We start from the raw sequence: 21,326 nt of genomic DNA on the forward strand, positions 1-21,326 counted from the left end.
TTTGGTCGCGCGACGCATCGATAAAAGAACGATCGTTCACTTTATAGTGGGACGTACCGGATACCCGCCGGACGGCCATTCGCCGCGGCGAAGCGGCGAGCGTCGGGATACACCGGGGAACGGGGAGCGGCGGGGCGGCCCTTACGCGGGCAGGTAAGCGAGACGCACGTAGATCGGCGCGAACGGTTCGGCCTGCGTGATCTCGAGCAGCGATTCGCGCGCGAGTTCGAGCATCGCGATGAAGTTCACGACGACGACCGGCACGCCGCGCGACGTGTCGAACAGCTCGGCGAATTCCATGAAGCGCGCGTTCTGCAGCCGGCGCAGGATCAGGCTCATGTGTTCGCGCACCGACAGCTCCTCGCGGGAGATCTTGTGGTGCTGGACGAGCTTCGCGCGCTTGAGCACGTCGGCCCACGCGGCGCGCAGGTCGTCCGAATTCACGTCGGGAAAGCGCGGCGTGACGCTCTGCTCGATGTAGACCTCGGCGCGCAGGAAATCGCGGCCAAGCTGCGGCAACTGGTCGAGCCGCTGCGCGGCGAGCTTCATCTGCTCGTACTCGAGCAGCCGGCGCACGAGTTCGGCGCGCGGATCCTCGGCTTCCTCGCCGGTGTCGGCCTTCTTGACCGGCAGCAGCATCCGCGACTTGATCTCGATCAGCATCGCGGCCATCAGCAGGTACTCGGCCGCGAGCTCGAGGTTCGACGTGCGGATCTGGTCGACGTAGCCCAGATATTGCGCGGTGACCTGCGCCATCGGGATGTCGAGCACGTTGAAGTTCTGCTTGCGGATCAGGTACAGCAGCAGGTCGAGCGGGCCTTCGAACGTCTCGAGGAACACCTCGAGCGCGTCGGGCGGGATGTACAGATCCTGCGGCAGCTTGAACAGCGGCTCGCCGTACAGGCGAGCGAACGCCGCGACACCGTCGACCGTGTCGGGCGTCGAATCGGCGCCCGCGGGCGCGGCGATCGCGTTGTCCTGCCGGGCGGCGCTGGCCTCGTCGGCGGCGCTCACGTCGTCAGAAGTTCTGGTAGTAGACGTACGACGTTTGCTTCACGCGCGATTCCTGCTGCTCGGCGCGCTCTTCGAGATCGATCGGCTGCTTGTCCCACAGCAGGGAACGGCCCTTGCGTTGCTCTTCCTCGAGCGTCGGCTTCTGCTGCTTGAGCTGGTTCAGGAACTGCGTGACGTCGGACTGGTACGGCATGGCTGGATCTTCCGTTTCGGGCGGCGCACGATGCGCCGGATTCTCGATGGCGGGATTTTACCGCATCGCGGGGAACAGCCGGCGCCAATCGAGCGTCGAATCCGCGGGCCGGCGCTGGCGGGCGTCGTGCGGTGACCCTGCCGCGGCCTTGGCACTCTTTCACAATCGTTTGGCCGTGACGTCGGCGCCCTGTGGTCAAATACAGGGTTTTCCACGAAACCGTAACACTCCAGGACGGCGAGGTCATATTTGGCGGGGCAGTCGAACCAGCAAGCACACACGGCGCATCACGCGGGCCGGCGCGCGGCACGCGATCGCTCCGACGCCGCGGCCCGCGTCGCGCGGGCGGCCCTCGCGGGTTGCCTGGCCGCGTGCTTCGCGCTGCCGGCCCACGCGAAGTACGACGTCGACATCGACGCGCCGCGCTCGATCCGCAAGCTCCTGAAGACGCATCTCGACATCGCCCGCTTCGCGAAGCGCGACGACATCAGCGACGACCAGTTCGACTTCCTCGTGACCGCCACGCCGCAGCAGGTGCGCGACCTGGCCGCGACGGCCGGCTATTTCTCGCCGGTCGTGCGCACCGACGTGCGCACGCGCGACGGCAAGCGCGACGTGCGCATCGCGGTCGATCCGGGCAAGCAGACCGTCGTGTCGACGGTCGACCTGACGTTCAAGGGGCCGGTGGAAACCGAGGATCCGAAGCAGGAGACCGCGACGCGGTTCGCGTTCTCGATGAAGCCGGGCGACCCGTTCACGCAGTCCGACTGGGACGACGCGAAGGGTGCGGCGCTCCGGCAACTGCAGTCGCGCCGCTATCTCGGCGCGAAGATCGCGTCGTCCGAGGCGCGCATCGATCCGCGCACGCAGCGCGCGACGCTCGCGGTCGCGTTCGACAGCGGTCCGACGTTCACGATCGGCAAGGTCGACGTCGACGGCGTGCGCCGTTATCCGGAAAGGATCGTCACGAACGTCAATCCGCTGTCGGAAGGCGAGATCTACGACGTGCGGCGGATCACCGAACTGCAGCGGCAGCTGCAGAACACGCCGTACTACGCGAGCGTCGCGATCGACGTCGGCGACGATACGTCGAAACCCGATCGCACGCCCGTGCACGTGAAGGTCAGCGAGTTTCCGTACAACAACATCCGCGGCGGCGTCGGCTTCGCGACCGACACCGGGCCGCACGTGCAGGGTTCCTATACGTATCTCGACACGTTCGGCGCCGCGTGGCCGCTGACCGTGTCGGGCCGGGTCGACCAGATCCAGCAGTACGGGCAGGTCCAGCTGTCGATGCCGCCGGGCGAGAAGGGCTGGACCAACAGCGTGCTCGCGTCGTACACGAACACCAACGTGTCGGATACGCGCATCTACAGCGCGCGGATCGGCGCGCAGCGCACGCGCACCGGCCAGTTCATCGACTATGCGTATTCGCTGATGTACTACCAGGACCGGCTCGACCAGAACGGCGCGGGGCCGACCACGAGCCGCGCGCTGGTGCCGCAGTGGGCGTGGACCCGCCGCAACGTCGACGATCCGCTGTTTCCGCGCTCGGGCAACCTGATTCACGCGGAGGCCGGCTTCGCGGTCAAGCACGTGCTGGCCGACGAAACCTTCATCCGCGGCTACGCGCGCGGGCAGCAGTATTTGCCGATCGGCAAGCGCGACCTGTTCGTGTTCCGCGCGGAGCTCGGCGGCGTGTTCACGAGCGGCAGTTCGACCGGCGTGCCGGCGTCGCTGCTGTTCCGCGCCGGCGGCTCGAATTCGGTGCGCGGTTACGGCTACCAGAGCATCGGCAACAGCGTCGACGGCTCCGTCTTGCCGACCAAGTACCTGATGACGGGGACGGCCGAATACCAGCACTGGTTCAACCGCGACTGGGGCGCCGCGACGTTCTTCGACATCGGCACCGCGACCGATGCGTGGGGCGAGCGCGTGTTCTACCCGGGCGTGGGCGTCGGTGCGCGCTGGCGCAGCCCGGTCGGTCCGATCAACGTCGACGTCGCGTACGGGTTGCGCAACCACAGCGTGCGCCCGTACCTGACGCTCGGCATCGCTTTCTGAACCTGCCGCCCTATTGACGACGACCGCACGACGAACCGCATGACGAAGGACCCGAACGACACGCCGCCGCCTCACGATCCGGATTCGCCCGACGGCGCGCCCGGCACGCCGCCGCGCGTGCCGCGCCGCGGCCGCGCGTGGCGGGCCGTCGCGTGGACGCTCGCGACGGTCGTGCTGCTCGTCATGCTGGCGGCGGGGCTCGTGCTGGGCGCGGTGACGACCGAGCGCGGCACGCGGCTCGCGTGGCAGGTAGCCGGCAAGGTGCTGGGCACGCGGCTCGCGGGCACGCTCGAAGGCGGCTCGCTCGCGACCGGCGTGCGCTTGCGCGGGTTCGCATGGACCAGCCCCGACGGCACCGGCACCGAGGTCCGCATCGACCGGCTCGACGGCCGCTGGGCACTGACGCGCGCGCCGTGGCGGCTGTCCGTCGCCTATCTGCGCGCCGGCACGATCGACGTGCGGATCGTGCCGGGGCCGTCGACGCCGAGTACGACGCCGCAGAATCTGAGCCTGCCGCTGCAGGTGCGGATCGACGACCTGCGCGTCGCTCGCCTCGCCATTCACGAAGGCGCGTCGACGACGCAGCTCGACCATCTCGCGCTGAACGGCCGCAGCGACGGCCGCCACCATGAACTCGTGCTCGACGGCGTCGATACGCCGTACGGTGCGCTGACCGCGCGCGCGAAGCTCGACGGCGTGAAGCCGTTCGCGCTGACGGGCGACGCCACCTACGTGGGCAAACTCGCCGATGAACCGGTCAACGCGAGCGCGAACGTGTCGGGGTCGCTCGAAGCGCTCGTCGCCGACGTCTCCGCGAGCGGGATGAAGCTGAACGGGCGCGCGCACGTCGAGGCCGCGCCGTTCGGCACGGTGCCGCTCACGCGTGCGTCGCTCGCGTTCGACCACGTGAACCCGCAGGCGCTGTCGCCCGGCGCGCCTGCGGCCGATCTCGCGGTGCGCGCGGAACTCGCGCCGGTGAGCGCGCCGGCCGGCGCGGCGCCCGCGAAGGGCTTCGCGGTGACGGGCCCGGTGTCGATCGTCAACGCGAAACCCGGCACGCTCGGCGACCATCTGCTGCCGGTGATCGACGCGCACGCGAGCGTGCATCTCGACGCGCACGCGCAGCGCATCGACGGTCTCGCGCTGAAACTGATCCGCGACGGCAGCGTGACCGGCGGCGGCACGCTCGCGGGCGGCAAGGGCCGCTTCGACCTGAAGGTCGCGAACCTCGACCTCAACGCGTTCGTCGCCGAGCTGCGGCCGATGCGCCTCGGCGGCCCGCTCGGCGTCACGCTCGCGGGCGACGTGACGACCGTCGATTTCAACCTGAACGACCCGAAGCTCGCGCTCGGCGCGCGGGCCAAGGTCGCGCTGACGCAGCAGCAGACCGTGCTGACCGATACGCGCGTGACTGCGGGCAAGGGCCGCATCGACCTGACGGGCGTGTTCCGCCACGACGCGCATTCGACCTATGACGCGAAGGCGACACTGACCGCGTTCGATCCGCTGCTGCTCGCCGCGATGAGCGCGCCGAAGGCGGGCGGCAAGGCGCCTGCGAAAGCGGCCAAGGCGCCGGCCAAGCGCGGCGAGACGCGCGTGTCCGGCACGCTGACCGCGTCGGGCGCGTTCGCGCCGCAGGTATCGACGAAGGCGACCTTCAAGCTCGCCGACAGCCTGTACGACGGCGTGCCGCTGACCGGCGCCGGCGTCGTGCAGCTCGCCGGCTCACGAATTCTGCCGAGCAACGCGAACCTGTCGATCGCCGGCAACCACGTCGACCTGCGCGGCAGCTTCGGCGCACCCGGCGACCGGCTGCGCTTCGTCGTCGACGCGCCGCAGCTCGACCGGCTCGGCTTCGGCGTCGAAGGGCTCGTGCAGGCGCAGGGCGACCTGACCGGCAGCTTCGCGCATCCGAACGTGACAGCCGCCTACAAGGCCGAGCACGTCGTCGTCGGTTCGAACCGGATCGGCACCGCCCAGGGCCGCGCCGACATCCGCGACGGCGCGCACGGCGCGCTCGTGTTCACGGCCGACGCGGCCGACATCGCGCTCGGCTCGTTCAAGCTGAAGTCGTTGCGCGCGAACCTCGACGGCACGCGCGCGAAGCACACGCTCGACGCGTCGGCGCTCGGAATGGCCGGCGGCCGCGTGATCGACCTGACGCTGGCGGCGAACGGCGGCGTGGTCGAGAACCGCGACGGCATGCGCTGGGACGGCACCGTTACGCGGCTCGCGAATCGCGGCACGCCGGCGCTTGCGCTGCAGGCGCCGCTGACGATCTCGGCCGGCGCCGGCCGCGTGACGCTCGGCGCGACGCGGCTCACGCTCGAAGGCGCGGCGATCGACCTGAAATCGTTCGTGTTCGATCGCGGCCAGATGCGCTCGGCCGGTTCGGTGACCGGCGCATCGATCGCGCGTTTCCTCGAGGTTCGCCAGGTGCTGACCGGCCAGCGGCCGCCGATGCGCACCGACGTCGTGCTCGATGCCGACTGGGATTTCTCGCTCGGCGCGAACGCGACGGGCTACGTGCAGGTGAAGCGTCGTGGCGGCGACGTGACGATCGAGACCGGGCGCGGCATCGCGTCGCTCGGCCTGACCGACCTGTCCGCCCGCGCGAGCTTCGCGCCCGGCAACCGGCTCAACGTGACCGGGCTCGCGAAGGCGAGCCGGATCGGCACGCTGGACGCGAACGTCACGGTGCCGTTCGCGCTGCGCGACGGCGTGTTCGGCATCGTCGACGACGGTCCGCTGTCGGGCCGCATCGATGCCGACATCCCGGCGCTGAAGACCACCGGCAACCTGTTCGGCCCGAGCTACCTGCTCGGCGGACGCGCGGCGCTGAAGCTGACGGTGTCCGGCACGCCGGTGAAACCGAACTTGTCGGGGACGCTGACGGGCGACGAGCTGTCCGCGACGTTGATCGACCAGGGCGTCCAGTTGAAGGACGGCATCGTGCGCGTGAAGCTGTCGGACAACCTCGTCGAATTCCAGCAGGTCGAGTTTCACGGCGGCGACGGCACGCTGCGCGCGCTCGGCCGCGTGCGCCTCGACGGCGAGGCGCCGGACCTGACCGCGAGCATCGTCGCGGACAAGCTCGAACTGTTCGCGGCGCCGGATCGCAAGCTGTCGCTGTCGGGCAAGGCCACCGTCGCGAACGACGGGCCGCGCGGCGCGCTGGCGATCGACGGCAAGTTCGTCGTCGATCGCGCGCTGTTCGACCTGCCCGAGCAATCGGCGCCGCACCTGTCGGACGACGTCGTGATCGTGCAGCCGGACGGCACGGTGCGCGGCGAGACGCCCACCGGCACCGCGGCCGCGAAGCCGAAGCCGGTCGAGAACAAGCCGGCGCCGTCGCTGGCGCCGCGCGCGAACATCGACGTCGGGCTCGGCAACAACTTCCGCTTCAAGGGCCACGGTGCGGATCTCGGGCTGCGCGGCACGATCACCGTGATGAGCGCGCCGGGCGTGCCGCTGCGCGCGATCGGCAACGTGCGCGTGACCGAGGGCTCGACGTACACGACGTTCGGCCGCAAGCTCGCGGTCGAGAACGGCTTCTTCACGTTCAACGGCCCGGTGGCGAACCCCGGCGTCAACATCCTCGCGATGCGGCGCAACCAGGAGGTCGAGGCCGGCGTGCAGGTGACGGGGACGATCCAGTCGCCGACGGTCAAGCTCGTGTCGGAGCCGAACGTGACGGACAACGAAAAGCTGTCGTGGCTGCTGTTCGGGCACGGCACCGACCAGGGCAACAACGTCGGTCAGCAGGGGGCGATGACGGCGGCGCTCGGGCTGCTCGGCAGCGTGACCGGCAAGCGGGTCGCGCAGACCTTCGGTCTCGACGAGGTGTCGGTCGGCCGCAGCGAAGTCGGACTGACCGATCCGCAGGTCGTGCTGGTGTCGAAGGCGATCAACGAGCGGTTCGTGCTCGGCTTCGAGCAGGGGCTGCAATCGGCGAGCAACGCGTTCAAGGCGACGATCAACCTGACGCGCTTCTGGTCGGTGTCCGCGTACGGCGGCACGTTCCAGGGCGTCGACTTGAACTACACGCGGCGCTTCGACCGGTGGTTCGGGCAGCGGTGACGGAGGGCCGGCGTACCGGGCAGCGATAAAAAATCCCCGCACGATTCAAACCGTGCGGGGCTTTTTTGCACCAGCGGCAGCGCGTTGCGCTTACTTCACGCGCATGCCCGGCTTCGCGCCGCTGTGCGGCTCGAGGATGTAGAGGCCCGGTTCCGCCTTCTCGTCGGTGGCCGACGCGGCGAGCACCATCCCTTCGGACAGGCCGAACTTCATCTTGCGCGGCGCGAGGTTCGCGACCATCACCGTCAGCTTGCCGACGAGCTGCTCGGGCTGGTACGCGGACTTGATGCCCGAGAACACGTTGCGGGTCTTTTCCTCGCCGACGTCGAGCGTGAGCTGCAGCAGCTTGTCCGAGCCCTCGACGGCCTGGCACGCGACGATCTTCGCGATGCGCAGGTCGATCTTCGCGAAATCGTCGATCGAGATCGGTGCATCGTCGGCGCCGTTCGCGGCGGCCGGCTTCGCGTTCGCCTTCGCGTTGTTTTTCGCATCCTTCGCGGCGTTCGCGCTCGCGGCGGCCGCACCCGTTGCCTCGGCCTGCAGCGAATCGCGGTTCGCGGCGAGCAGCGCTTCGAGCTGCTTCGCGTCGACACGCGTCATCAGGTGCTGGTACGCCTTGATCGGCTGCGCCGACGACAGCGGCTTTGCGGCATCGGCCCACGCGAGCGGCGCGATCCCGAAGAACGCCTCGACCGCTTCGGCGACGCGCGGCAGCACCGGCTTCAGCGCGAGCGACAGCAGGCGGAACGCCTCGAGGCTCACGCTGCAGGTTTCGTGCAGCGCGACCGCGTTGGCCGGATCCTTCGCGAGATCCCACGGTTTCGCGCCGTCGACGTACGCGTTCACTTCGTCAGCGAGCTCCATCGTGTGGCGCAGCGCGCGGCCGTATTCGCGTGCTTCGTAGCTCGCGGCGATTTGCGGAATCGCATCGCGCAGCTTCGCGACGAGCGGATGATTCATCGCGCTGTCCTGCACGCGGCCGTCGAAGCGCTTGATCAGGAAGCCGGCTGCGCGGCTCGCGATGTTCACGTACTTGCCGACGAGATCGCTGTTCACGCGCGCCTGGAAGTCGTCGAGGTTCAGGTCGATGTCTTCCATCGTCGCGTTCAGCTTCGCCGCGAAGTAGTAGCGCAGCCACTCGGGGTTCAGGCCCGTGTCGATGTAGCTCTGCGCGGTGATGAACGTACCGCGCGACTTCGACATCTTCGCGCCGTCGACGGTCAGGAAGCCGTGCGCGAACACGTTGGTCGGCGTGCGATGGCCCGAGAACTCGAGCATCGCGGGCCAGAACAGCGTGTGGAAGTACAGGATGTCCTTGCCGATGAAGTGATACTGCTCGGCCGTCGAGCCCGGGCGGATCCACGCGTCGAAATCGATGCCGTTACGGTCGCACAGGTTCTTGAAGCTCGCGTAGTAGCCGACCGGCGCGTCGAGCCACACGTAGAAATACTTGCCGGGCGCGCCCGGGATCTCGAAGCCGAAGTACGGCGCGTCGCGCGAGATGTCCCAGTCGGCGAGCTTGGCTTCGCCGGCGTCGCCGAGCCATTCGCGCATCTTGTTGGTCGCTTCGGGCTGCGCGAGGCCGCTCACCCATTCGCGCAGGAACGATTCGCAACGCGGGTCGGACAGGCGGAAGAAGTAGTGCTTCGAGGTCTTGCGCACCGGCGTCGCGCCCGACACGACCGAATACGGGTTCAGCAGTTCGGTCGGCAGGTACGTCGAGCCGCACACTTCGCAGCTGTCGCCGTACTGGTCCTTCGCGTGGCACTTCGGGCACTCGCCCTTGATGAAGCGGTCCGGCAGGAACATTTCCTTGACCGGATCGTAGGCCTGCTCGATTTCGCGTTCGGCGATCAGGCCGGCTTCCTGCAGCGCGAGATAGATCTTCTCGCTCAGCACGCGGTTCTCGTCCGAATCGGTCGAGTAGAAGTTGTCGAACGACACGCCGAAGCTGTCGAAGTCGCGCTTGTGCTCGGTCCACACGCGGTCGATCAGCTGCTTCGGCGTCACGCCTTCCTTCTCCGCGCGCAGCATGACCGGCGTGCCGTGCGTATCGTCGGCGCCGATGTAGTAGACCTCATGGCCATGCATTCGCAGCGTCCGCACCCAGATGTCGGTCTGGATGTACTCGACCAGGTGGCCGATGTGGATCTGCCCGTTGGCATAGGGCAGTGCGGACGTAACGAGGATCTGGCGGCTGCCTTGCGGCGCCGCAGCCTGCACGGAGGTGAGGTCGGATGCGGACATAGTGTCTGGAGAAGAACAGCGGGAAAAACGACGGGAAACCGCGATTCTAGCAGGGGCGCGGGCCAGCGCGGCGGGCGGGCGCCGCGGACCGGGCGCCGGAACGGGCAGGGGCGCCCCGCGCGGCGTGCCGGGGGGGTGTTGTGCTGCAGCGCAACACGAATTCTGCGGGCAAAAAAAACCGGGGCGGATACGGCCCCGGAGCAACAACGACAAGAGGAGAATGGTGACGCGCCGGCAACACCAGCCGCGTACCGTAAATACTGACCACGGCCTGCGACAGAAGTTCGAAAATTTTTTCGATTTGTTACCGGCCCCGCCCAACGCCTTGTCAGGCGGGGCTGTGCGGGCGCGGCGCCCGCACGTTTCCTCTCGTGGTCGCGCTTATTGATGCTGTTGCGGCGCGCGCAGGTAGATCTCGACGCGGCGGTTCTGCGCGCGGCCGGCTTCGGTCGCGTTGTCCGCGATCGGGTTCGACGGGCCCATGCCTTGCGCGGACAGACGGCCGCCGTTCACGCCGCGCTGCACGAGCGCGTTCACGACGCTTTGCGCGCGGTTCTGCGACAGCGTCTGGTTCAGCTGCGCCGAGCCCGTGCTGTCCGTGTAGCCGACGATCGACGCCGTCACTTGCGGGTTCTGGTTCAGCGTGGTCGCCAGGTCGTTCAGCAGCGGCGTGAACGCCGGCGTGATCGCGTACTGGTTCGTCGCGAACGTGACCGAGCTCGGCACGTTCAGCTTCAGCGAGCCGTCCGGCTGCTCGGTGACCTGCGTGCCCGTCTGCGCTGCCGAAGGCGCGAGCTTGTTCTTGATCGCTTGCCAGTTGTAACCCGTCACGCCGCCGACCAGTGCGCCGACGCCCGCGCCGATCGCCGCGCCCTTGCCGCCACCGGCCAGTGCACCGATGCCCGCGCCCAGCGCCGCACCCGTGCCGGTACCGACGGCCGTGTTGTTACCTTGCTGCGTGGCGCAGCCTGCCAGCAGCGCGCCGGCGAGTGCGAAGACGGACAGGCGAGTCGCGATTTTCATGTTCATCTTGGATTCCTCTCTTGGTTGAACGAGTCGACAACGACGACAAACAACAGTGATGGCTCCCTGCGCGGGCCGTCCGAAAAAGGAAGGCCGGCCGGCGCTCGCGGCAGCCGCCGAGGCGCTCGCATGCCCTGTCCGTCAGCGTGGCTGTTCGGGCAGTGCGACGCGTCAGCCTCTACAATATAGGCGGTGAGTGGCCGATTTGGCCCTATAGCATGCCGCACGCGAAGAGTGCGCCGGGTCGCGCGTTCGCGCAATGGCGTGCAACAGATTCTTTCACTTTTCCCGAATTTCGCCGCGGAATTTGATATTTTTTGACGTTTTGCGCGCGAGAAAAACGTTTTCACGGAGTTTCGATGAGCATTGACCGGGCCCAAGTCGACGCCGCGCTGGCGGCAGTCGTCGACCCCAATACCGGCCGCCCGTACGCGGCGAACAAGGGCGTGCGCAACGTCGCGATCGACGGCGATGTCGTGGCGCTCGACGTGGTGCTCGGTTATCCGGCGCGCAGCCAGCACGACGACGTGCGTGCGCGCGTCGCCGCAGCGCTCCAGGCCGTGCCGGGCGTGCGCGACGCGCGCGTCGCCGTGTCGCAGGAGATCGTCGCGCATACGGTACAGCGCGGCGTGAAGCTGTTGCCGAATGTGAAGAACATCGTCGCGGTCGCGTCGGGCAAGGGCGGGGTCGGGAAGAGCACGACGGCCGTCAATCTCGCGCTCGCGCTCGCCGCGGAAGGCGCGTCGGTCGGCATTCTCGACGCCGACATCTACGGCCCGTCGCTGCCGACGATGCTCGGCATCCACGGCCAGCGCCCCGAGTCGCCGGACAACCAGTCGATGAACCCGCTGGTCGGCCACGGGCTGCAGGCGAACTCGATCGGCTTCCTGATCGAGGAAGACAACCCGATGGTGTGGCGCGGCCCGATGGCCACGTCCGCGCTCGAGCAGCTGCTGCGCCAGACCAACTGGCGCGAGCTCGACTACCTGATCGTCGACATGCCGCCGGGCACGGGCGACATCCAGCTCACGCTCGCGCAGCGCGTGCCCGTCACCGGCGCGGTGATCGTCACGACGCCGCAGGACATCGCGCTGCTGGACGCGAAGAAGGGGCTGAAGATGTTCGAGAAGGTCGGGATCCCGATCCTCGGCATCGTCGAGAACATGAGCATCCACGTCTGCTCGAACTGCGGCCACGAGGAGCACATCTTCGGCGCCGGCGGGGCGGAGCGGATGGCGAAGGATTACGACGTGACCGTGCTCGGCAGCCTGCCGCTCGACATCGCGATCCGCGAGCGCGCCGACAGCGGCACGCCGACGGTCGCGGCCGATCCCGAAGGCGCGCTCGCGCGTCGTTACCGCGACATCGCGCGTGGGGTCGCGCTGGCGATTGCCGAGCGATCGCGCGACATGACGTCGAAGTTCCCGTCGATCGTTGTTCAAAATACGTAAAACCCTTGCGGGGCGGGGCCTCACGCTGTTTGCTGCGCCGCGAGGCGCGGTATCATGGCGACTTTTCCCGGGTCCCTTTACCCGCCCGGCGCGGCCGTCGTCTCGAACGGTCGCCAGCCGGCATGAGGATCGAATGAAACAACGACATCACGGCGTGCGCGCCGGCCGCGCGCGGCGCGCGCTGCTGGCCGCCGCCGCGCTGGGCCTGCTGGCCGGCTGTACCTCCTTTTCCTCGTCGCACGAAAAACGGGCCGACGCGCAACTGCAGCCGACGGTCGGCTCGCAGGCGCGTGGCGCGGTGACGTTCGTCGAGCGCCCGGACGGCGTGCAGGTCACCTACAACCTGGTCGGCCTGCCGCCGAACAGCGATCACGCGCTGCAGGTGCACGAACGCGGCGACTGCAACGCGGGCGACGGCTCGAGCGCCGGCCAGGTGTTCGCGCCGGCCGCCGACCGGTTGCGCGCGGGCGCGCGCGTCGCCGGCGATCTCGGCAACATCCACGCGGATGCGAACGGCGTCGCGGCCGGCTTCATCGTCGCGCCCGATCTGGCCCTCGATGGCGTGCGCTCGGCGATGAACCGCGCGGCGCTGGTGCACCGCGACGCGAGCGACCCCGCGTTTTCGCAGCATGGCGCGGGGCCTGCGCTGGCCTGCGGCGTGATCCGTTGACGGCCGCCGCGTGCGTGGGCCGATGATCGCGTAAAATGTCCGCCTTTCCCGGCCGCCGCCTCGCGCGAGCGGCCCTCCCTGATTGTCACGCAGCGTTTCCAGGCGCCCAGATATGAGCATCAAGTCCGACAAATGGATTCGGCGCATGGCCGAAGAGCACAAGATGATCGAGCCGTTCGTGCCCGATCAGGTCCGCGCGTCCGAGGACGGCCGCCGGATCGTCAGCTACGGTACGTCGAGCTACGGCTACGACATCCGCTGCGCGGACGAATTCAAGATCTTCACGAACATCAACTCGACGATCGTCGATCCGAAGAACTTCGACGAGGGTTCGTTTGTCGATTTCAAGGGCGACGTGTGCATCATCCCGCCGAATTCGTTCGCGCTGGCCCGCACCGTCGAATATTTCCGCATCCCGCGCACCGTGCTGACCGTCTGCCTCGGCAAGTCGACCTATGCGCGCTGCGGGATCATCGTCAACGTGACGCCGTTCGAACCCGAATGGGAAGGCTACGTCACGCTGGAATTCTCGAATACCACGCCGTTGCCCGCGAAGATCTACGCGAACGAAGGCGTCGCGCAGGTGCTCTTCTTCGAAAGCGACGAGGTGTGCGACGTGTCGTACGCCGATCGCGGCGGCAAGTATCAGGGGCAGCGCGGTGTCACGCTGCCGAAAACCTGATCTGGTTGCATAACGTCTCACCAGTTTCCGGGTGACCGCTGCGCGTGACGCGCCGCGGTCGTTCTTTTTGGAGAATCGCCCATGAAGTTTCGTTTCCCCGTCGTCATCATCGACGAAGATTTCCGCTCCGAGAACATCTCGGGCTCCGGCATCCGGGCGTTGGCCGAAGCGATCGAGAAGGAGGGCGTCGAAGTCCTCGGCCTCACGAGCTACGGCGATCTGACGTCGTTCGCGCAGCAATCGAGCCGCGCGTCGTGCTTCATCCTGTCGATCGACGACGACGAACTCATGCTCGGCGAAACCGGCCCGGACGGCGAGCTGCCGGAGCTCGCGACCGCGATCATCGAGCTGCGCGCGTTCGTCACCGAAGTGCGCCGCCGCAACGCGGACATCCCGATCTTCCTGTACGGCGAGACGCGCACGTCGCGCCATCTGCCGAACGACATCCTGCGCGAACTGCACGGCTTCATCCACATGTTCGAGGACACGCCGGAGTTCGTCGCGCGCCACATCATCCGCGAGGCGAAGGTCTATCTCGATTCGCTCGCGCCGCCGTTCTTCAAGGAACTGGTGAAGTACGCGGACGAAGGCTCGTACTCGTGGCACTGCCCCGGGCACTCGGGCGGCGTCGCGTTCCTGAAGAACCCGCTCGGCCAGATGTTCCACCAGTTCTTCGGCGAGAACATGCTGCGCGCGGACGTCTGCAACGCGGTGGACGAACTCGGTCAGCTGCTCGACCACACGGGCCCGGTCGCGGCGTCCGAGCGCAACGCGGCGCGCATCTTCAGCGCCGATCACCTGTTTTTCGTGACCAACGGCACGTCGACGTCGAACAAGATCGTCTGGCACGCGACGGTCGCACCGGGCGACATCGTGCTGGTCGACCGCAACTGCCACAAGTCGATCCTGCACGCGATCACGATGACGGGCGCGATCCCCGTGTTCCTCACGCCGACGCGCAACCATTTCGGCATCATCGGGCCGATCCCGCGCGACGAATTCAAGCCGGAGAACATCCGCCGGAAGATCGAGGCGAACCCGTTCGCGCGCGAGGCGCTGCGCCAGAACCCGGACATGAAGCCGCGGATCCTGACGATCACGCAGAGCACGTACGACGGCGTCGTCTACAACGTCGAGATGATCAAGGACCTGCTCGGCGACCTGCTCGACACGCTGCACTTCGACGAAGCGTGGCTGCCGCACGCGACGTTCCACGATTTCTACCGCGACATGCACGCGATCGGCGACGGCCGTCCGCGCACCGGCGCGCTCGTGTTCGCGACGCACTCGACGCACAAGCTGCTCGCGGGCATTTCGCAGGCGTCGCAGATCGTCGTGCAGGATTCCGAGAACCGCACGTTCGACAAGCACCGCTTCAACGAGGCGTACCTGATGCACACGTCGACGAGCCCGCAGTACGCGATCATCGCGTCGTGCGACGTCGCGGCCGCGATGATGGAGCCGCCGGGCGGCACCGCGCTCGTCGAGGAATCGATCGCCGAGGCGATCGACTTCCGCCGCGCGATGCGCAAGGTCGACGCCGAATACGGCGACGACTGGTTCTTCAGCGTGTGGGGGCCGGACAACCTGTCCGAGGAAGGTATCGGGTCGCGCGAAGACTGGATGCTGAAGCCGAACGACCACTGGCACGGCTTCGGCCCGCTCGCGGAAGGCTTCAACATGCTCGACCCGATCAAGGCGACGATCATCACGCCGGGGCTCGACGTCGACGGCGAGTTCGGCGAGACCGGCATTCCGGCCGCGATCGTCACGAAGTACCTGGCCGAGCACGGGATCATCGTCGAGAAGACCGGCCTGTACTCGTTTTTCATCATGTTCACGATCGGCATCACGAAGGGTCGCTGGAACTCGATGGTGACCGAGCTGCAGCAGTTCAAGGACGACTACGACAACAACCAGCCGCTGTGGCGCGTGCTGCCGGAATTCGTCGCGCAGCATCCGCGCTACGAGCGCGTCGGCCTGCGCGACCTGTGCACGCAGATCCACGACGTGTACCGCGCGAACGACATCGCCCGCCTGACGACCGAGATGTACCTGTCGGACATGGAGCCGGCGATGAAGCCGTCGGACGCGTTCGCGAAGCTCGCGCACCGCAAGATCGACCGCGTGCCGCTCGACGAGCTCGAGGGCCGCGTGACGAGCATCCTGCTCACGCCGTACCCGCCGGGCATTCCGCTGCTGATTCCGGGCGAGCGCTTCAACAAGACGATCGTGAACTACCTGCGGTTCGCGCGCGACTTCAACGAGCGCTTCCCGGGCTTCCACACCGACATCCACGGCCTCGTCGCGGAAGAGGTGAACGGCCGCGTCGAGTACTTCGTCGACTGCGTGCGCGACTGATGGCGGCGCACGGACGAGTCCGGACGATGCGCGCGGCGCTGGCCGCGCTCGTCGTCTGGGCGGCAGGATTGGCGGGGCTCGCGGGCGCGAGTGTTGCCCATGCGGAAGTCGCGGCGGCCGACCCGATCGACGTCGCGATGCGGCAATGCCTCGCGCGGCGCGACCGGTCGTCGCCGGCCGGGCAGATCCAGTGCATGGGCGAAGCGCAGCAGCAGTGGCAGGCCGTGATGGACGGCGCGTACCAGCGCCTGTTGAAGGATGCGCCGGCCGACGCGAAGCGCGGCTGGCAGGACAGCCAGCGCCGCTGGCTCACGTGGCGCAAGGACGAAGTGCTGCTGCTGAAGGCCGTGTACGACACGACGCGCGGCACCGCGTATGCGATGTCGAGCGCCGACCTGCAGTTGCAGCCGGTGCGCGATCGCGCGCTGGCGCTGCGCGGCGCGGCCGATCGCTATGCGCCGCCGCCCGCCGCCGTGCCGGTCGCGGCGACGAGCGGCGCGCAGGGCGGTGCCGGTGGGGTCGCGCCGGCCGGCGCCAGGCCGGCGAATGCGCCGCGCGATCCGGCGATCCGCCGCGTGCGGCCGTGCGCGCAGGACGCCGCATGCGAACACGCGTTATTCGACTTGAACCGCTATTACCAGAAGCTGCACCGCAAGATGCCCGCGCATTCGGCCGCGACGCTCGTGCGCGCGCAGCGCGCGTGGCTGGCGTTCCGCGATGCGACGGCGCCGCTCGTCGGCGAGGACGGACGCGTCGACCTGATCGGCGCGCGCATCGCGACGATGAAGCGGCTGTCGGAGACGGCCGGCAATCGGTAAAGGCGCGCCGCTTTTGACTGCGGCGACATGATGAAACGGGCACCCTCGGGTGCCCGTTTTGCGTTGGAGCGGTGTATCGCCTACGCGGGCTGCGACATGCCCTGCAGCCCGAACCACGACGGCACGAGCGCGACCGCGTCGTCGAGCGACGCGAGCACGTGCAGGCTCAGCGCGACGATGTCGGGCGTCGGCGCTTTCAGGTCGGGCACGGTGACGACCGCGGCGCCGGCGCCGGCGGCCGACTGCGCGCCGAAGTCGCTGTCCTCGAACGCGACGCACGCGTGCGCCGGCACGCCGAGACGCTCGGCCGCGAGCCGGTAGACGGCCGGGTCGGGCTTGCCGCGCGCGACTTCGTCGCCGCCCGCGATCGCGCGGAAGAACGGCAGCACGCCGACCGCGTCGAGCCGCGCACGGATCACGTCGCGCGCGGACGACGACGCGACCGCGCACGGAATGCCGGCCTGCGCGAGCGTTTCGAGCAGCGCGAGCGCGCCCGACTTCAGCGGAAACTTCGGATGGGGTTCGGGTGCGGCGAGTTGCTCGCGCACGCGGATGCGCACCGCGTCGAACGTGTCGGCGTCGCCGATCAGCCGCGCGAGGATCACCTGGCCTTCGGCGAACGAGCGGCCGACGATCTGCAGGTAATCGATCTCGGTCAGCACGACGCCGTGCGCGTTCGACACGTCGATCCACGTGTTCATGATGGTCCGCTCGGAATCGACGAGCAGGCCGTCCATGTCGAAGAGCGCGGCGGAGAAGGTCATCGTGGGCGTCCGTGAAGCGGGGAAGCGACGGGCGGCGCGACGGCCGCCCGAATGAAAAACGGACGCCGAAGGCGTCCGTCCGGGACGGCGGGCCGTTACTTGCCGATCGCGGCGCGGGCAGCCTTGACGGCCGCGCGCACCTGGTCGGGCGCGGTGCCGCCCGGATGGTTGCGGCTCGCGACCGACCCTTCGAGCGTCAGGTAGCCGAACACGTCGTCGCCGATCAGGTGCGCAACGTTCGGCAGCTCCTGCTTCATTTCGTCGAGCGTCAGGTCGGCGAGGTCGATCCCGCGGTCGTCGCAGATCTTCACCGCGTGCGCGACGGCTTCGTGCGCGTCGCGGAACGGCAGGCCGCGCTTGACCAGGTAGTCGGCGAGGTCGGTGGCGGTCGAGAAGCCCTGCAGCGCGGCCGCGCGCATCGCGTCCGGCTTCACGGTGATGCCGGCGACCATTTCCGCGAAGATCCGCAGCGTGTCGGCGACGGTGTCGACCGTGTCGAACAGCGGTTCCTTGTCTTCCTGGTTGTCCTTGTTGTACGCGAGCGGCTGGCCCTTCATCAGCGTGAGCAGCGCCATCAGATGGCCGTTCACGCGGCCGGTCTTGCCGCGCGCGAGTTCGGGCACGTCCGGGTTCTTCTTCTGCGGCATGATCGAGCTGCCGGTGCAGAAGCGGTCGGCGATGTCGATGAAGCCGACGCGCGGGCTCATCCACAGCACGAGTTCTTCGGAGAAGCGCGACACGTGCGTCATCACGAGCGCGGACGCCGCCGTGAATTCGATCGCGAAGTCGCGATCGGACACCGCGTCGAGCGAGTTCGCGCAGATGCCGTCGAAGCCGAGCGTCTTCGCCACTGCATGACGGTCGATCGGGTAGCTGGTGCCCGCGAGCGCGGCCGCGCCGAGCGGCAGGCGGTTCACGCGGGTGCGGCAGTCGCGCATGCGTTCCGCGTCGCGCGAGAACATCTCGACGTACGCGAGCAGGTGGTGGCCGAACGTGACCGGCTGCGCGACCTGCAGGTGCGTGAAGCCCGGCATGATCGTGTCGGCGTTCTGTTCCGCGAGGTCGATCAGCGCGCCGCGCAGGTCGTTCAGCAGGCCGCCGATGCGGTCGATCTCGCCGCGCAGCCACAGGCGGATGTCGGTCGCGACCTGGTCGTTGCGCGAGCGGCCCGTGTGCAGGCGCTTGCCGGCATCGCCGATCAGCGCGGTCAGGCGCGCCTCGATGTTCAGGTGGACGTCTTCCAGGTCGAGCTGCCATTCGAATTCGCCACGCTCGATCTCGCCCTTGATCTGCGCCATCCCGCGTTCGATCGCGGCCAGGTCGTCGGCGCTGATGATCTTCTGCGCGGCGAGCATGTTCGCGTGCGCGAGCGAGCCGGCGATGTCGACGAGCGCGAGGCGCTTGTCGAAAAACACCGACGACGTGTAGCGCTTGACCAGCTCCGACATCGGTTCCGAGAAGCGGGCCGACCAGGCCTCGCCCTTTTTGTGCAGTTGGGACGTCATGGCGATTCTTCGAAGGGGAGTTGGGCGGCCGTGCGCCGCCGAGGGAATCCCGCGATTCTAACATTCGCGAAGCGGGCGGCCGGCGCGCGCTACCGCGGGCCGCAGGTCAGCGGGCCGATGCGCGGCAGCGTGCCGTCGTCCGGCCGCCGGTACGCGAATTCGACGGTGCAGTCGCGGCCGCCGCCGGAGATCTCCAGGTGGTTGGTCTCGACGAGGCCGTCGACGAAGGTCAGGCCGTCGTAGCCGACGATCGTGCGCTGGCCGCTTTCGACGTGGCGGACCGCGAGCCCCGGCGGAAGCGGCGTGCCGTCCGGCGCGTGCAGCGCGATCGACGCGGCGCTGTAGCGCGTGATGGCGAAGTGCGCGAGCACGCCGGAGCGGGCCTGCGGCACGACGTCGAGCGTCGTGTCGGCGATCCGCGCGTCGGCCGGCAGCGCGCTGCCGTCGATCGCGACGCGATTGTTCTGGTACGCATTCAGGTCGGGCACCAGCAGGTAGCCGGCCCGGTCCGTCGCGCCGATCGGCCGGTTCTGGTGCAGCACGGGCACGCGCCCCGTGTCGGTCGAGACGAGCGCGAAGCCGTCGTCGACGCGGCGCGCCGTCATCACCCGGCCGTCCATCAGCACGAACGCGCCCGTGATGTCGGCCGCCGCGTTGCCGCGCCCGTCGAACGATTGCGCGAGCAGCGTGAGCTGGCCGGCGCGGCCGAGATACTGCAGCTGGCCCTGCCCGTAGCGCGTGCCCGCGTTGGCGCCGGCCTGCACGTTCCAGCCGAAGCCGCCGCCATAGTCGGGCGGCCGCGATGCGTTGAGCGTGTAGGTCGATTCGCCGTTCTGCCGCCCGGCGTTCGCGGAGACGGACGTGTTGCCGCCGAGCCCGATGCTCAGGCTCACGAAGAAGCCGCGCGCGTCGCGTTGTCGGAAGTCCTGGAAGCCGCTGAACGTGATCGAGGTCAGGCCGCCGAGGTTGACGAGGTAAGCGAGCGAGCCGATCCGCGACGCGGCGACGCCCGGATACTTGAGGGCCAGATAGCTGAACGACAGCGTTTGCGCGCGCAGGAACGGGAACGACACCGTCACGCGATCGGTGGCGCGCGAGACCGGCACGCCTTCGCGGCTGCCCAGGTCGACGTAGTCGCCGAATGCGCGCAGCGTCTGTGCGTCGATCGAGAAGCGCGACGTCACGTACTGGTAGCCGATGCCGGCCTGCACGCCGGTCCTGCCCGGCGCGCTGAGCGCCAGGGACGCGTTCGCCACGCCCCGCTCGCCGAGGCGCGCGAGCACGCCGGCGCCGGCGTTGTAGACGCCGGCCGTCGCTTCCCCGTGCGCTTCGACGGTCAGCCGCTCGCTGGTCCCGTAGCGCAGCGAGGCGCTCGCCGCCGGCGTGCGCGCGTAGTCGAACGAATCGGTGCCGTACGCGCGGCGCAGGAAACCGGCTTCGACCGAATAGCTGGCGAGGCCGGGCGCGAGCAGGCGCGTATCGACGTACAGCGGAATCGACGTCGCGATCGCGCGGCCGAGCGCGTCGCGCGTGACGACCGTCGCGTTGCCCGCGCCGGTGATGCCCGGCACGCTGTTGATCACGAACGGCCCGCTCGGCACGTTGCCGCTGAACTGGCGCACGTTGTTCACGTACAGGTCGACCGACGTCGGCACGACCGCGCTGCCGGACAGTGCAGGCACCGGAAACGTGACGAGGTCGGGGCGCAGGCCGAAATTGCTGCGCCACTGCACGCCGCCCAGGCGCAGCGAGCGCGTCCAGGACAGCGACGACGAAATCGTGTCGCCGACCTGGGTCGTCGTGAGCGTGCCGGGATTCGAGCGGGTCCAGGACGTGTCGTAGCGCACGTAGCGCCGGCGATCGTCGTACAGGTACGCGATGCCGGTGCTGCTGAGTACGCCGGCCGGATCGAAATAGCGCGCCTCGCTCCAGACCGCGAGCGGTGCGCGCGCGACGGTTTGCGCGTACGCATCGTAGTTCAGCACGAAGCCGCGGCCGGACGTGGCCGGCGGCGCGGCGGCGAGCGCGCGCGTATCGAACGTGTGCGGAATCCGCAGTGCATCGGGCACGCGCAGGTCGAGCGTCTGCCGGCCGGCGTCGTAGTCGTAGTGCAGCCCCGCGAGCGTATCGAGCGCGACGAGCGTGTTCGACGGCGCGTTCGCGGGGCCGCCGGTCGCGATGCCCAGGTCGTTCAGGTCGGTGGACGCCGCATGCAGCCGCCCGTCGATCTGCCGGAACCGGGCAATCCGGTGCGTCGGTTCGCCATTGAGCGACACGTCGAGATACAGCCCGTCGGCTTGCGCCGCGGCTTCGGACGCGGCGGCGGGCGGCACCGGCGCCGGCTGCGCGCATACGACGAGCGCGCGCAGCGCCAGTATCAGCGCCAGCGCGAGCGGCGCGGCGGTGGGCCGGCCGGGCCCGGCGTGTCGCACGGGGCAGTCGGGCCGGAGGGTC

14 protein-coding genes are annotated in these 21,326 nt (G+C 68.7%); 7 read left to right on the top strand and 7 right to left on the bottom strand.

What is annotated here, in order from left to right:
- Positions 1-141: 141 nt before the first annotated feature.
- Positions 142-1,014, bottom strand: a complete 873-nt coding sequence (locus tag J8I35_RS17690) for a ScpA family protein (RefSeq protein WP_209926384.1) — start codon at positions 1,012-1,014, stop codon at positions 142-144.
- A 4-nt stretch (positions 1,015-1,018) separates the two neighbouring features.
- A complete protein-coding gene (locus J8I35_RS17695; protein WP_006478107.1) occupies positions 1,019-1,207 on the bottom strand; it encodes a DUF3460 family protein in 189 nt (62 codons plus the stop codon).
- Between the two features lie 249 nt (positions 1,208-1,456).
- On the opposite strand from J8I35_RS17695, the gene J8I35_RS17700 reads away from it, so the two are divergent.
- Both J8I35_RS17700 and J8I35_RS17705 read left to right on the top strand, forming a co-directional pair.
- Positions 1,457-3,271 (top strand): autotransporter assembly complex family protein, encoded by a 1,815-nt coding sequence (locus tag J8I35_RS17700; RefSeq protein WP_209926386.1) that lies wholly within the window; start codon positions 1,457-1,459, stop codon positions 3,269-3,271.
- Between the two features lie 39 nt (positions 3,272-3,310).
- Positions 3,311-7,351, top strand: coding sequence for a translocation/assembly module TamB domain-containing protein (locus J8I35_RS17705; RefSeq protein ID WP_209926387.1), 4,041 nt, complete (start codon positions 3,311-3,313; stop codon positions 7,349-7,351).
- Positions 7,352-7,441: 90 nt separating this feature from the next.
- Here the strand turns inward: J8I35_RS17705 and metG are convergent, their stop codons facing one another.
- Together metG and J8I35_RS17715 are read right to left on the bottom strand one after the other, a co-directional pair.
- Positions 7,442-9,598: a methionine--tRNA ligase gene (gene metG, locus J8I35_RS17710; protein WP_050012049.1), complete on the bottom strand. Its 2,157-nt coding sequence runs from the start codon at positions 9,596-9,598 to the stop codon at positions 7,442-7,444.
- A 381-nt stretch (positions 9,599-9,979) separates the two neighbouring features.
- Complete coding sequence (locus tag J8I35_RS17715; protein ID WP_050012048.1) at positions 9,980-10,627, bottom strand: OmpA family protein; 648 nt, start codon at positions 10,625-10,627, stop codon at positions 9,980-9,982.
- Between the two features lie 353 nt (positions 10,628-10,980).
- On the opposite strand from J8I35_RS17715, the gene apbC reads away from it, so the two are divergent.
- The 5 genes from apbC (at position 10,981) to J8I35_RS17740 (ending at position 16,603) form a co-directional block, all read left to right on the top strand.
- Positions 10,981-12,072, top strand: coding sequence for an iron-sulfur cluster carrier protein ApbC (gene apbC, locus J8I35_RS17720; protein ID WP_050012047.1), 1,092 nt, complete (start codon positions 10,981-10,983; stop codon positions 12,070-12,072).
- 133 nt (positions 12,073-12,205) lie between these two features.
- Positions 12,206-12,742 (top strand): superoxide dismutase [Cu-Zn], encoded by a 537-nt coding sequence (sodC, locus tag J8I35_RS17725; RefSeq protein WP_050012046.1) that lies wholly within the window; start codon positions 12,206-12,208, stop codon positions 12,740-12,742.
- Between the two features lie 112 nt (positions 12,743-12,854).
- Positions 12,855-13,424 carry a dCTP deaminase gene (dcd, locus tag J8I35_RS17730; RefSeq protein ID WP_006398615.1) on the top strand — a complete coding sequence of 190 codons (570 nt, stop codon included), beginning with the start codon at positions 12,855-12,857 and terminating at the stop codon, positions 13,422-13,424.
- An 81-nt stretch (positions 13,425-13,505) separates the two neighbouring features.
- The gene (locus J8I35_RS17735; protein ID WP_089488731.1) at positions 13,506-15,785 is read left to right on the top strand and encodes an arginine/lysine/ornithine decarboxylase; all 2,280 of its coding nucleotides are present in this window, start codon (positions 13,506-13,508) and stop codon (positions 15,783-15,785) included.
- Entirely contained in the window at positions 15,785-16,603 is an 819-nt protein-coding gene (locus tag J8I35_RS17740) for a lysozyme inhibitor LprI family protein (protein ID WP_209926389.1), read from the top strand. Before J8I35_RS17735 ends, J8I35_RS17740 begins: the two co-directional genes overlap by 1 nt.
- Before the next feature lie 80 nt (positions 16,604-16,683).
- On the opposite strand, the gene J8I35_RS17745 is transcribed toward J8I35_RS17740, so the two are convergent.
- The 3 genes from J8I35_RS17745 to J8I35_RS17755 form a co-directional block, all read right to left on the bottom strand.
- Positions 16,684-17,367, bottom strand: coding sequence for an HAD family phosphatase (locus J8I35_RS17745; protein ID WP_050012043.1), 684 nt, complete (start codon positions 17,365-17,367; stop codon positions 16,684-16,686).
- Positions 17,368-17,462: 95 nt separating this feature from the next.
- Complete coding sequence (gene argH / locus J8I35_RS17750) at positions 17,463-18,872, bottom strand: argininosuccinate lyase (RefSeq protein WP_050012042.1); 1,410 nt, start codon at positions 18,870-18,872, stop codon at positions 17,463-17,465.
- Between the two features lie 89 nt (positions 18,873-18,961).
- Complete coding sequence (locus J8I35_RS17755; RefSeq protein ID WP_209926390.1) at positions 18,962-21,304, bottom strand: fimbria/pilus outer membrane usher protein; 2,343 nt, start codon at positions 21,302-21,304, stop codon at positions 18,962-18,964.
- Between the last annotated feature and the right edge of the window lie 22 nt (positions 21,305-21,326).

Source organism: Burkholderia sp. CpTa8-5 (assembly GCF_017815045.1).
In the GTDB taxonomy this organism is placed as follows: Bacteria; Pseudomonadota; Gammaproteobacteria; order Burkholderiales; family Burkholderiaceae; genus Burkholderia; species Burkholderia sola.